Annotated in this window: 9 protein-coding genes; 3 read left to right on the forward strand and 6 right to left on the reverse strand. The window is 68.8% G+C overall.

Annotated elements, in window-relative coordinates:
* Positions 1–92: 92 nt before the first annotated feature.
* Together ACT86A_RS23145 and ACT86A_RS23150 are read left to right on the forward strand one after the other, a co-directional pair.
* Positions 93–2720 (forward strand): circularly permuted type 2 ATP-grasp protein, encoded by a 2628-nt coding sequence (locus ACT86A_RS23145; protein WP_445094300.1) that lies wholly within the window; start codon positions 93–95, stop codon positions 2718–2720.
* Positions 2717–3634, forward strand: a complete 918-nt coding sequence (locus ACT86A_RS23150; RefSeq protein WP_445094301.1) for a transglutaminase family protein — start codon at positions 2717–2719, stop codon at positions 3632–3634. Before ACT86A_RS23145 ends, ACT86A_RS23150 begins: the two co-directional genes overlap by 4 nt.
* A gap of 226 nt (positions 3635–3860) precedes the next feature.
* Here the strand turns inward: ACT86A_RS23150 and ACT86A_RS23155 are convergent, their stop codons facing one another.
* From ACT86A_RS23155 to leuA, 6 genes are all read right to left on the reverse strand, one after another.
* Positions 3861–4571 (reverse strand): type 1 glutamine amidotransferase, encoded by a 711-nt coding sequence (locus ACT86A_RS23155; RefSeq protein WP_445094302.1) that lies wholly within the window; start codon positions 4569–4571, stop codon positions 3861–3863.
* A gap of 43 nt (positions 4572–4614) precedes the next feature.
* The gene (locus tag ACT86A_RS23160; RefSeq protein ID WP_445094303.1) at positions 4615–5853 is read right to left on the reverse strand and encodes a DUF1727 domain-containing protein; all 1239 of its coding nucleotides are present in this window, start codon (positions 5851–5853) and stop codon (positions 4615–4617) included.
* Positions 5854–5919: 66 nt separating this feature from the next.
* Positions 5920–6561, reverse strand: coding sequence for a pyridoxamine 5'-phosphate oxidase family protein (locus ACT86A_RS23165; protein WP_445094304.1), 642 nt, complete (start codon positions 6559–6561; stop codon positions 5920–5922).
* Between the two features lie 93 nt (positions 6562–6654).
* Positions 6655–8430: a hydroxysqualene dehydroxylase gene (locus ACT86A_RS23170; RefSeq protein ID WP_445094305.1), complete on the reverse strand. Its 1776-nt coding sequence runs from the start codon at positions 8428–8430 to the stop codon at positions 6655–6657.
* Between the two features lie 302 nt (positions 8431–8732).
* Positions 8733–10427 (reverse strand): MinD/ParA family ATP-binding protein, encoded by a 1695-nt coding sequence (locus ACT86A_RS23175; RefSeq protein ID WP_445094306.1) that lies wholly within the window; start codon positions 10425–10427, stop codon positions 8733–8735.
* A gap of 286 nt (positions 10428–10713) precedes the next feature.
* Positions 10714–12507, reverse strand: coding sequence for a 2-isopropylmalate synthase (leuA, locus tag ACT86A_RS23180; RefSeq protein WP_445094307.1), 1794 nt, complete (start codon positions 12505–12507; stop codon positions 10714–10716).
* A gap of 282 nt (positions 12508–12789) precedes the next feature.
* Here leuA and ACT86A_RS23185 point away from each other — a divergent pair, with 282 nt between their 5' ends.
* Complete coding sequence (locus tag ACT86A_RS23185) at positions 12790–13557, forward strand: sulfite exporter TauE/SafE family protein (RefSeq protein WP_445094308.1); 768 nt, start codon at positions 12790–12792, stop codon at positions 13555–13557.
* Positions 13558–13635 lie beyond the last annotated feature (78 nt).

Genomic DNA, 13635 nt, shown 5'->3' on the forward strand with positions numbered 1-13635 from the left:
ATCGGAATCGTTATGGAAATCGGCGATTGTTTAGCATCCTTGATGGCGGAAGTGAGGTCGGCGCGGTGGCGGTGCCTGATGAGCCGCGAGGGATGGCGACCGGTGCGGATACGCGCGGGTGGCTCGCGCGCTATCGCGCGGCGGGCGCCGATACCGCCGCTGCGGACGAATGCGGCAGGCCCACCCCGGGCCACTACGACGAATTGGTCGATGCCGATGGCAGCGTGCGGCCGATGTGGCGGGAGCTGTCCACCGATTTCGTCGGCCTGGGCAGCGACGGACTCGACCGACTGGACAGCCGGGTGCGCAGGCTGGTCGATGACGACGGCATCACCTATCTCGCGACCGGCGCCGCAGGCGAAACCACGACGCCGAGCCCGTGGCGCCTCGACCCGATCCCCTTGCTGGTCTCCGCGGACGACTGGACCCGGCTGGAGGCCGGTCTCGAACAGCGTTCCCGAGTGCTCGACGAGGTACTCACCGACATCTACGGCCCGCGCAGGACGCTCGGCTCGGGACTGCTCCCGCCGGAGGTCGTGTTCGGCAACCGCGGCTATGTGCGGGCCGCGCACGGCATCACCGTGCCAGGGCGGCATCAGCTGTTCCTGCACGCCTGCGACCTCAGCCGCTGGAGCGACGGCCAGTTCCGGGTGATGGCGGACTGGGCACAGGCGCCGTCCGGCGGCGGATACGCGCTGGCCGACCGCAGGGTGGTGGCCACCGCGATCCCGGAGTCGTTCGAGTATGCCAATCCGCGTCCGCTGACACCGTTCGCCAGAGCGATGCGGTCGATGCTGATCGAGTCGGCGCAAGCCGACGACGAGGAGCCGTTGATCGTGGTGCTCAGTCCCGGCGTGCGGTCCGAGACCGCTTTCGATCAGGCGTATCTCGCCTCGACACTGGGCTTCCCGCTGGTGGAAAGCGCGGATCTGGTGGTGCGCGACGGTTCGCTGTGGATGCGGTCGCTCGGCACGCTGAAGCGGGTGGACGTGGTGCTGCGGCGACTGGACGCCGAATGCGCCGATCCGCTCGACCTGCGCCCGGATTCCCGGCTCGGTGTGGTGGGCCTCGTGGAGGTGCTGCGGCGCGGGGCGGTGACCGTGGTGAACACGTTGGGCAGCGGCCTGCTGGAGAACCCGGCACTGGCCGGTTTCCTGCCGCGAGTCTCGCGCGCGCTGCTGGGCGAGGATCTGCAGCTGGAGAGCGCACCGTCGTACTGGGGTGGCGACAACCGGGAGCGTGCCCACCTGCTCGCGAACCTGGACAAGCTGATCATCCGCTCAGCGGTCGACGGCGCCACGCTGGCCGGACCCGAACTGAGCCGGGATCAGCGCGACGACTTGGCGGCCAGGGTCGACGCGTGCGGCTGGCAGTGGGTCGGCCAGGAACCGGCGGAGTTCTCCGTCGCGCCCGCCGTGCGGGAGCACGGTGGACTCGCCGCCGCACCGGTCGGCATGCGGCTGTTCTCGCTGGCCCGGCGCGGCGGCTACACCGTGATGTCCGGTGGTCTCGGCCAACTGCGTCAGCGGGTCGTACCCGACGGCGTGGTGAGCGAGGTGGCCGCCAAGGACATCTGGGTCGCCGCCGCGCCGATCGCGGCCGCGGCGGTCGGCACCGAGCCGCCGCGTGAGGAACGCGAACGGCCCATCGTCCCGGTCGTCGAAGCGCTCAGTTCCCCGCGTGTCCTCAACGACCTGTTCTGGATGGGCCGCTACGGCGAGCGCGCCGAGGCCACCGCGCGCCTGCTGATCGCCACCCATGAGCGCTACCAGGAGTTCCGTTACCGCCCCTGGCTGGAAGGCGCGGATGCGCTGCCGATTCTGCTGGCCGCTGTCGGCCGGACCACCGCCACCGCCGCGCCGGCCGACGGACTGTTCGCCCCGGAGGTACGCGACCCCGCGGCACGGCAGGATTCGCCCTCTTGCGCGGGGCACGATTACCTCGTCGCGCTGACGATCGACCGGGAGTTGCCCGGATCGCTGGCCTTCGCGGTCGATCGGTACGGCATCGCGGCGCGAGCCGTGCGCGACCAGCTGTCGGCGGACACCTGGATGATTCTCAGCGCGGTCGACCGGGCACTGGCCGACTATCGGGGAACGGCGGGCAACCAGGAGGCGGAGCTCTCCGAGGTGCACTCGCTGACCCTGGCCGGTTTGCTCGCGCTGTCCGGGATCGACGCGGAGTCGCTGGTACGTGAACCCGGCTGGTACGTGATGGACAGCGGCAAGCGCATCGAGCGTGGCCTGACGCTGACCGCACTGTTGTCGGCCGCGCTCACTCGGGAATATCCGGAGGAAACCGAGCGGGAGGTCACCGAATGGATGCTGCGGGCCGCGGAGTCGGCGGTGAGTTACCGTCGCAGGCATCGGGATTCAGTGCGGATCGCCGCCGTCGCCGGGCTGCTGCTGTTCGACACCGGCAACCCGCGGTCGCTGGCCTACCAGCTCGACCGGCTCGACGCGGATTTCCGCGCGTTGCCCGGCAACTCGCGCTCGTCGCGACCGCGGCGGTTACTCGCCGACGCCCAACGCATGCTGCGCCGACTGGACCCGGACGATCTCGAGGTCACCGACGCGGACGGACAGCGCACCGAATTGGCCGAGCTCCTGGACGGCGTGCATACGCGGCTATGCAAGGTGTCCGAATCATTCGAGACCACGAAGCTGTCGCTGCCTGCCGGCATCCAGCCGCTGTGGGGTAGCGCGCAGGTCGTCGAATGATCGGCCCGGACGGCGCGCTCCGCCGCTATCGCGTGGAGCACCGCACCACGTATTCGTATTCCGGGGAGGTCGCCGGCTCATACGGGCGCGCCTACCTGACCCCGCGTGATTTCCCCGGCCAACGACTGCTCGCTCATGACATCCACGTCGACCCGGCCCCGTCGGACCGCTCGGTCGGCGCGGACGTGTATGGCAACACCACCTCCTACTTCCACGTGACGACCGCGCACCGGGCCTTGACGGTCGTCGGCGAGTCGCTGGTGGAGGTCGCGGCGCCGATGCGAGATCCGTGGGGCCCGGCCGTCGATCCGTGGGAGAAAGCGCGTCCGACCGGTGCGAGTGCGCCGTTCGCCGTGGAGTTCACCCTGGACTTGTCTCCGCCGGAGATCACCGCCGAGATCGCGGCGTACGCGGCCGAATCCCTCGCGCCGGGCCGCGCGTTGCTGGACGCCGTGGCCGAGCTGAACACCCGCATCTACACCGATTTCACCTACCTGTCCGGTGCCACGACCGTCTCCACCAAGGTGGCCGACGTGTTCGCCGCGCGGGCGGGCGTCTGTCAGGATTTCGCCCGTTTCGCCGTCGCCTGCCTGCGGTCACACGGACTTGCCGCCAGGTACGTGTCGGGCTACCTGGCCACCGACCCGCCGCCGGGCAAGGAGCGGATGATCGGCGCCGACGCCACGCATGCCTGGGCGGCCGTGTGGGTGCGCGGGGGCGACGACCACGACCGGGACGGCCACTGGATAGATCTCGATCCCACCAACGACCAATTCGGCGACGAGCGGTACATCACTGTCGCTTGGGGACGGGATTACGCGGACGTACCCCCGCTGCGCGGCATCATCTACACCGACGCCAAGGACAGCGCGATTACCGTCTCGGTCGATGTCTCCGAGGTCGATCGGTGCTGACCAGGCCGGCTCGTCGTTCTAGTGCCGGACGTCCGCTCCGTCGCCGGCGGTCGCCGGCTCGGGCCGGGTGACCGCGACGGCCGGGCCCGAACACACCACCATGACGTGGCAGCGGGATGAGCAGGTTCGATGCGTCCAGCGCCGTGCTCCCGTAGTACTGGGTGAACACCTGACGAGAGTCGACGGCATGGGTGCGGATGTCGGCGTGGATCTCGTCGGCGGTCCCTCACGCGCGCAGGCGTTCGCGGCGGAGCTGGTCGACCTCCGGGAGGTCGAGCGGGGCCAGGTCGGTGACACCGAGGGCGCGAGTCAGCAACAGGTCGGCGAGTTCGGGGTTGCGGGCCAGCGCGGGGCCGTGCATATAGGTGCCGATCACCGAACCCTGGACGACGCCCTCCAGACCATCGCCGACACCATTGCCGACACCGCGGGTGACCCGGGCGAGGCCGGCCGCGTCACCGCCGAGTTTGGTGCCGCCACGGTGGTTTTCGAAGCCGGTGAGCGCCGCGGTGAGGCCGTCGAGCAGCGGTGTGCTCGTCACCTCGCCGATGGCGCGCTCGGGCTGCGGCGACGTAGAGACATCGATCAGGCCGACGCCGTCCACCCGCTCACCCGTCGATGTCTCGTACCACTGGCCGAGCACCTGGATGGCCGCGCAGATCGCCAGCACCGGAGCGCCTTTCGCGGACGCCCGCTGCAAGCCGGGGTAGCGCTGCAGGTGCCGGGTCGCCAGCCGCTGCGCGGAGTCCTCGGCGCCGCCCAGGGTATAGATGTCCAACGAATCCGGCACCGGCTCGGGCAGCGTGATGTCGACGATCTCGGCGTCGTAGCCGCGCATGCGAAGCCGCTGACGCAGCACGAGCGCGTTGCCGCCGTCGCCGTAGGTGCCCATCACATCCGGCAGAACCAGGCCGATGCGAATAGTGGATTCACTCACGGTGCTTCCTTTCTAGCCTGAGCGGAGCCCTGCGTGGTCACGCTCATGCGGTCCGCTGCTCGAGGTCGCGGTTGAGGTCACGGAACGCGGTGTAGTTCGCCAGCACCTCGACGTGGCCAGCCGGGCAGGAGGCGATGGCGCGTACCGGGTCCGGCACCGTGGTGTGCGCCACGCCCGCGTAGGTCAGCCGTACGGCGAGGTCGGTGGCGCGTTCGCCGGCCGCGACCACCTGCACGCCTTCGAAGTGCTCGAACCGCACATCCCACAGCCAGGAGAGGTCTTCACCGTCGGGCACCTGGCCGTTCACCGCGATCACCAGGCCGGCCGAGGTCGGTTCGATCATCGACAGCGCCTCCTGCCACCCGGCCGGGTTCTTCGCCAGCAGCAGACGCGCGTCGTGCTCGCCGACCTGCACGGTGCGATAACGACCCGCGATCTCGCGCACGGTGCCGGTGGCCGCGACAGCCTGCCCGAGGTCGGCGCCCAGCGCGACGGCGGCGGCCACCGCCTGTGCGGCGTTGCCGCGATTGGCCCGCCCCGGCAGCGCCAGCCGCAAGGGGGAACGCACGCCGTCGCGACCGACCAGATCATCGCCGTCCAGCCACCAATCCGGTTGCGGACGTTGGAAATCCGCGCCGGTGCTACGCCAGTGCCCGCCCTCCCAGACGATCGGCTCACCGCTGCGCGGGCAGCTGGTCGCATCCATCGCCCAGCCGCCGCCCGCCGCCACCCACACCACATTGGGATGGTCGTAGGCGATCGAGGTGACCAACACGTCGTCGCAGTTCGCGATCACGACGGTGGCCGGGTGCTTCGCCAGTCCCGCCCGCAGCTTGCGCTCGATCATGTTGATCTCGCCGACCCGGTCGAGCTGATCGCGGCTGAGATTGAGCAGGACCACCGCCGAGGGATTGAGCGAGTCGGTGACGTGCGGCAGATGCAGTTCGTCCACCTCGATCGCGGCCAGCGGCGCCCGGCGGTGGGCGTTGAGCGCGGCGACGATGCCGGCGTCCATGTTCGCGCCGTCGGCCTGCGTGGCGACCTGGCCCAGTGTGCTGAGCGCGGCGGTGGTCATCCTGGTGGTCGTGGACTTGCCGTTCGTGCCGGTCACCAGCACGGTGCGCCGCTGCCGTCCGAGCTGGCCCATGACCGTCGGATCGATCTTCAACGCGATCAAGCCGCCGATCATCGAGCCCTTGCCGCGACCAGCCTTCTGCGAGGCCCAGGACGCCGCGGCCGCCGCCGTCAGCGCGAGCCGTCCGCGCACCGATATGTCTGCCACGTCGCGAGTCTATGTTCGCCCGGCGATCCGGGCGCGTCGCGGCCCGGTGGTGTGGGCCACCCCGGCTCAGCCGCGATACACCTTCACGTCGTAGTTCGCCGGATCGTAGTAGCGCTCCAACTCCTCGACCGTCTCCGTGATGTTCGTGTTCACCTCTTTGACCAGGCGGGCAGGGCTCGGCAGGGTGTCGAGCGGCCACTGATCCGGCTCCCACAGATGGCTGCGGATGAATGCCTTGGCGCAGTGGAAGAAGATCTGGTCGATATCCACCTCGACGGCGAGGATCGGGCGGTGGCCGCGCACCACCATGTCGTCGAAGTATGGCGCGTCGCGCACCAGCCGGGCCCGCCCATTGATCCGCAGCGTCTCGCGCCGGCCCGGAATCAGGAACAGCAGGCCGACGTGCGGATTGGTCAGGATATTGTGGTAGCCGTCGGCGCGCCGGTTGCCTGGCCGCTCGGGGATGGCGAGCGTCGTGTCGTCCAGCACGCGCACGAACCCGGCCGGATCACCCTTCGGCGACGCGTCGCAGTTGCCGTCCGCGTCGCTGGTACTCATCACCAGGAACGGGGAGTTCGCGATCCAGTCCCGGTCTCGGGTGTGCAGGGCAACCCGCTCTTTGGTGGCGGCGCGCGGATTGACTTCACCGAGCAACTGCCGTAACTGCGCCGGGTCGGTGATCTCGTTCGGTGCGGTGCTGTCGCCCATACCTCGATTCAAGCACCGCGCGGCCGTGTATGCGGATCGAATTCTGTTCGCGCGGGGGAGATCGATCTTCGGCGCGGATCAGATCAGCACGGATCAGATCGGCACGTCGAACAGGTTCGGTTGTCCGGCCGCGTAGCGGTCCGCGTCGAGCGTGCGTAGTTGTTCCAGTTCGGGCGCCCGGTACAGCGTGAACATCCGGCAGCGCTGCGCGTTCGAGCCGGCGACGTCCAGTAGCGCGTTTACCGCGCCGCGAGCGGATTCGTTGGCGCCCTCCATCGTGGCCAGGTCGATGTTGGTGCGCACGTAATCGCCTGCCAGGAACAGGTTTTCCAACGCGCCGTGCGGCTGTGGCCGGTACGCCCAGGAGCCGGCTGTGTTGATCAGCAGCGGGTCGGCGTTGGCATTGCGCCGCCGCCCCTCCTGCCAGGTGATACCCGGATCGAGAAACCAGGAGTGCAGGTCGGCGTCACGCAGCACCGCACCGCGATCATCGAGGTGCGCCTTGATCTGGGCCCATGCCTCGCGAGCGATCTCCTCGTGGGTGCACTCCTCGGCCGTTTTGCCCAGCAGTATGCCGGGGGTTTGCCAATCGGAGATATCCACCGACAGGCAGTCCTGCACGTTACCGTCGCCGAATTCGGTGAGCTTGCGGCGCCACAGTTGATTCTGGCTGATCGAGGTGAGCGCCCATGGCGCGTCGATATAGGCGGTATGGCCGCGGGCGATGTCGGCCGGTTGGCGCAAATAGAACTGGATGCCGTTCATCCAGTCGGTGACGAGCCGGTCCATCCCGGCCAGTTCCGGCTGTACCGCCAGCACTTGCGGCGACCATAGCTTGCGGGCCTGCTCGGCGGGCAGCGCGACGACAAAGTAATCGGCCTCGATGGTGCGCTGTGCGCCGGATTCGTCCACCGCGCTGGCAACGGTGATCCTGCGGTCGCGCACCTCCAGCCCGCGCACTTCGGTGCCGAGCACGAATTCCGCGCCGAACTCCCGGATTCGGCGCACCCACGGGTCGATCCAAGTCGCGTTGGTCGGGCCGTTCAGCACGCGATCCAGCCCGCCGTCGTTGCCGATCTCGAACGGATTGCCGAGGAACTGCTCGCCCATGGTGCCGATGGTGCGCACGCTGGCCACGTTTTCTTTCGCGGCGACCATGATGCTGGTCAGTGTGCGCGACAGCAGCGCGCGGAATTCGTGGGAACGCGCGTGGCCGCCGACGAAGTCGTACCACGAGGTGTTTTCCCACTGACCGAGGCGGCGGGCATCGCAACTGGTGTTGAAGACCAGCAGGCGTTCGGCGAAGTAGATCCCCTCCGCAGGAGGCATTTTCAGCGCGGTCGCCAGCGCCGCACCGAGCGTCTCCCGAAAGCTGTCCGGAGTGAACCCGGACCGGGCGCGCGCACCGATCGGCATGCGGAAGTCGTCGCCGCCACGCCGGGCGAATCGAGCCTCCGACACGGCGACGAGATTGTCCCAAACGCCATTTGCGTTGCCCGGGAACGGGATTCGGCGCATGGTGTCCGGCACGTGCTGATAGAAGCCGGGAAAGAAACGAAAGCCGTGCTCCCCGGGAAGGTCCGGTCGTCCGCCTGCTCCCGTACCGGGCACTCCGACGCTGCGGGCTTTGCCGCCCCATGCGCGTCGTTCGTAGACGGTGACCCGGAATCCGCGTTCGGCCAGTTCATGCGCGGCGGTCAGGCCCGCGACCCCGCCACCCAGGATGGCGACACGGTGCCCGTCGGCACTCGCCGCGGCGGACGGCGGTCGAAGTGCACCCGCCGTCAGTCCCCCCGCCGTTGCCACCCCTGCCGCAACCGTGCCGCGAAGCACCGCTCTTCGCGAGACGGTCCACCGTTGTTCTGCCATGCGCCGATCTGCTGTCTGGGCTCGGGACCAACTTTCACCCTCGGGCACAACTGTAAAGCGGCAGGGCTCCCCGCCGCATCGGCCCCGCACAGGTGCAGCCGCGTCCTCTCGGTGCCACGGCCCGGCCGAATGCGCCGCGGCGGCTCATTCGGGCTGCTGAGGGCGCTGTTCGTCCTGGTTCCGTCCGGCCCTGGCCGGTCGGTCCGCGCCTATCCGCGCTTGCGTCGGCGCCGGGACATCACCGAGCGGCGGTGGATGTGCTTGTAGCGCCGGGCGATACCGAGTACTGCCCGGCCCTCCGATCACATTCCGGGTGGACCGGGGTAACGGTAAGGCTGCTGGGACTGTGCGCCGACGTAGCCGAAGTCGTCGGCCACCATCGCCGCCAACTCCAGCAGCGCCCGCCGCGTCGGCTTGCTCACCAGTTCCAGATCGATCTCCGCGCCCTCGGCGAGGTGGTCGTCGAACGGCACCACCTGCACCGCGCGGGTGCGGTCGAGGAACAGCTTGCGCAGCTGGTCTAGATCGATGCTCGACGCGCCGCGCCGGGACGCGTTCACCACCACGACCGTTCGCTCGACCAGCTTGCCGTAGCCGTGGTGGTCGAGCCAGTCCAGGGTTGCCGACGCGCTGCGCGCGCCGTCTATGGCGGGGGAGGTGACCAGCACCAGCGAACTGGCCATATCCAGCACGCCGGCCATCGCGGAGTGCATCAAACCGGTGCCGCAGTCGGTCAGGATGATGTTGTAGAACGACTGCAGAATACCGATCGCCTTACGATAGTCCGCCTCGCTGAACGCCTCGGAGACCGCCGGATCCTGTTCACTGGCGAGCACTTCCAGGCGGCTGGGCGCCTGCGAGGTATGTGCCCGCACGTCCGAGTACCTGGTGATGTGCTGGTCCTCGAGCAAATTGCGCACGGTGGACCTGGTCTGGCGCGGCACCCGATGCGCCAGTGTGCCGAGGTCGGGATTGGCATCGATCGCGATGACCCGGTCACCGCGCTGCGACGCGAAAGTGGAGCCGAGACCGACGGTGGTGGTGGTCTTGCCGACGCCGCCTTTCAGCGAGAGGATCGCGATCCGATAGTCGCCGCGGACCGGCTGATTCACCCGGTCGGCCAAGTCCTGGTGGACGATGTCGGCGGCCGACTCGCCTGGGTTGATCATGCCGCCGGAGGCTTTGTGCACGGCACGGCGCCAGCCGCTGCGCGGGGACCGGCGGGCCCGCCTGAGCAGATTCAGGTCGTTCACCGAATGCCCCGGCTGTCCGGGTTGCGGCACGTGCTGCGGCTGGAAAGGTTGTGCGGTCAGGTGTTGTGCGGGTTGGTGTTGTGCCGGCCCGCCCTGCCAGCTCGGCCCCGAGGGTTGCCCGACCGGCGGTGGGGGCGGGGGCGGCGGTTGGTACGCGGGCGGCGGCTGATGCGTCAGCGGCGGAGGCGGCGGCGCCCAGCTGTAGATCGGTCCACTGGCCGGATCGGGCTGCGGTGCAGCGGATTCCGGCTGCGGTGCGTCCACGGGCACGCGCCGGACCAAGCCGTCGGGGCCGATCTCCTGGCGGTACTCGTCGTAACTGTGCTCGGGACCCTGCGCCGGTAGGGGGTGACTACCGCTTGGGCTCGTCGGCGGCTGAAATGCGCCGGTAGGGAACGGCTCTCCGGGAAACGGTGTCGGCGGCGGGTACCCACCGGCACCCGGTGCGGCGTACGGACCGTACGACTCGGCAGGCCCGGACGGTGGCGGACCGTACGACTGCGCGGGTCCGCCGATCTGCGGGTAGACAGTCGTCTGCTCGGTCGAGCCTTGCGGCTGCGGCTGTTCGGGCTGCGCGTCCGGCTGATCCAGCCCCGCCCCGTCGGTTTCCTTCGCCTCCACGCCGCCGGTGCGCGCGGTCGACGGGTCGGTGGCCGATGACTCCCCCTCGGTGACTTCGGCCGTGCCCACGGAATGACTCTGCAGCCAGGGCGGAGAGGTCGGGTTGTGGTCGTTTGTTGTCACGGTTCCCCCATCTGCTCGGGAATTCGAGCAGAGAGCTCGGCGCTTGGAGTGCGAATCCACGCTAGCACGGGGTTCGCTACGCCGCGTCGCCGTAGGTAGGGCAGGACGCGCCGAGCGACACGCCATCGACAAGTGGTCTGCGACAGCGGGATCGGCCGCTGTGCGGCGCAACCGGCACCGGACTCGTTCCGGGACAGGTGAACCTGCTGCTTCGCTCCCGCCGCGGGCGGGCTCGAGCCGGATCACGTCCGGCTCGAGTCACGTCCGGCTCGAGCTCAGGATGCGCTCAGTGTGCCCGGTTGACCGCCGATACCACCGCGCGCAGCGACGCTGTGGTGATCGAGGTGGCGATGCCGACGCCCCACACCACCCGGTCACCGATCGCGCACTCCACGTAGGCGGCGGCCTGCGCGTCGTCGCCGGCGGACATCGCGTGCTCGGAGTAGTCCAAAACCTCCACGTCGAAGCCGACGGTCGCGATCGCGTCGATGAACGCGGCGAGCGGTCCGTTGCCCTTGCCGGTGATCTCCTGCTCGACGCCGTCGACCTTCACCACCGCCACGATCGAGTCGACCCCGCCGTCGGTCTCCGACGCGCTGACCCGCTGGCGAATTCGTTCCAGCGGACGGATCGGGCTCAGGTACTCCTCGTGGAAGACATCCCACATCTCCTTGGGCGTCACCTCGCCGCCTTCGCCATCGGTGATCCGCTGGATCGCCTGGGAGAACTCGATCTGCAAGCGCCGCGGCAGTGCCAGCCCGTGGTCGGTCTTCATGATGTAGGCGACGCCGCCCTTGCCGGACTGCGAGTTGACCCGGATGACCGCCTCGTAGGTGCGGCCGACGTCCTTCGGGTCGATCGGCAGGTAGGGCACTTCCCACACGATGTCGCCGACGTCCGCTCCGGCGTCGTCGGCCGCGGTCTTCATCGCGTCCAAGCCCTTGTTGATCGCGTCCTGATGGCTGCCGGAGAACGCGGTGTAGACCAGGTCTCCGCCGTAGGGGTGGCGCTCGTGCACGGGCAGTTGGTTGCAGTACTCGACGGTGCGGCGGATCTCGTCGATGTCGGCGAAGTTGATCTGCGGGTCGATCCCGCGGGAGAACATGTTCATCCCCAGTGTGACCAAGCAGACATTTCCGGTGCGCTCGCCGTTGCCGAACAGGCAGCCCTCGATCCGGTCGGCGCCGGCCTGGAAGCCCAGCTCAGCGGCGGCCACGGCGGTGCCGCGATCGTTGTGCGGGTGCAGCGACAGCACGATCGCGTCGCGGCGGGCCAGGTTGCGGCTCATCCACTCGATCGAGTCCGCGTAGACGTTCGGCGTGGCCATCTCGACGGTGGCGGGCAGGTTGATGATCAGCGGCTTGTCCGGCGTCGGCGCGATGATCTCCGAGACCGCGTCGCAGACCTCCCTGGCGTACGCCAACTCGGTGCCGGTGTAGGACTCCGGGCTGTACTGGTAACGCCAGTTGGTGTCCGGGTAGCGCTGCTCGATCTCCAAGCACAGCGCCGCGGCGTCGGTCGCGATCTTCTTGATCGCGGCGCGATCGGCGCGGAACACGACTTTTCGCTGCAGGATCGATGTCGAGTTGTAGAAGTGCACGATCACGTTCTGCGCGCCGGCGCACGCTTCGAAGGTGCGGGTGATCAGCTCGGGGCGACACTGGGTCAGCACCTGGATGGTCACGTCGTCGGGAATCGCGCCGTCCTCGATGATCTCGCGGACGAAATCGAAATCGGTCTGGCTCGCCGACGGGAAGCCGACCTCGATCTCCTTGTAGCCCATCCGCGCCAGCAGATCGAACATGCGGCGTTTGCGGGCCGGGCTCATCGGGTCGATCAGCGCCTGGTTACCGTCGCGCAGATCGACCGCGCACCAGCCGGGAGCCCGGTCGATGATCTTCTCCGGCCACGTGCGGTCGGGCAAAGTGACCGGCTCGACCTCTTCGGCGAACGGCCGATAACGGAAGGTCGGCATCGAGGAGTTGTTCTGCTTGTTCCAGGCCGGCTGGGTGGCGGGAGCGGGTTTGCTCGGCGCCGTGATGGTTCTGGTACCGGATACGAACGCGTCAGCAGGGGACATGGGCGGTTTCTCCGAGGGTGTCGTTTTCCCGAAATGGGCTGGGTCGACCGGCGCGGCGGAACCCCGCGACGGGAGCCGGTCCGATCAGACCCCGTCGCGGCGGCCGAGAAGAAGTGCCCGCTGCATAATGCTCGCGAGTTTAGCGTGTCGCGATCGCGCCCGGGAAGGCCGGTCCAGTCATCGGGTGATCCGATGACCCGCTAGTGTCCGGTCCGATAGTGGACACCCGCGTAGGGGGCTCGTAGCGGGCTCCAGGGGCGGACGCGACGTCGGAGGATGGCTATGACCTGGCTGGAGCAACTGGCCGTCCTCGGTGCGGGCTTCGCGGCGGGTGGTATCAACACGATCGTCGGCTCGGGCACTCTGATCACCTTTCCCGTCCTGCTCGCCTTCGGTTTGCCGCCGGTCACTGCGAATGTGTCCAACAACGTAGGTCTGGTTCCCGGTGGGCTCAGCGGCGTGTACGGCTACCGCCGCGAACTGGCCGGCCAGCGCGACCGGCTGCTGCGACTGGGCACCGCGTCGCTGCTCGGCGGAATCACGGGGGCGGTGCTGCTGCTCGTGCTTCCGCCCGACGCGTTCAAGGCGATCGTGCCGGTACTCATCGCCGTGGCACTGGTCCTGGTCGTGGTGCAGCCGTGGCTGGCGGGCTGGGTGAAGCGCCGGCGGGAGAACGACGGCGCCCCGGTTCCGCAGCACGGCGGCCCCATCCTCTACACCGCGGTGTTCGCGACCGGCGTCTATGGCGGTTACTTCGGCGCCGCGCAGGGCGTGCTGCTGGTCGGCTTGCTCGGGGTCTTCGTGCACGACGACATCCAGCGCCTCAACGCGGCGAAGAACGTCCTCGCGGGAATCGTGAACACCGTGGCCGGCTTGATCTTCATCGTGGTCGCCGAGGTGGATTGGCGGGTGGTGGCGTTGATCGCTCTCGGTTCGGTCATCGGCGCCCAGTTCGGCGCAAAGATGGGTAGGCGGATGCCGCCGGTCGTGCTGCGCGCGGTCATCGTCGTGGTCGGTCTCGTCGCCATGATCCGGCTGGTGCTGTCGTAAGCAGCTGGCGTGGCTCCGCTCGGCCTGGTGGCCGTCGTCCGGCCGGCGTTCCTTCAGGAGGTGTCGATGGCATGCGAC

The sequence above is a fragment of the Nocardia glycosmidis genome, from assembly GCF_052545115.1.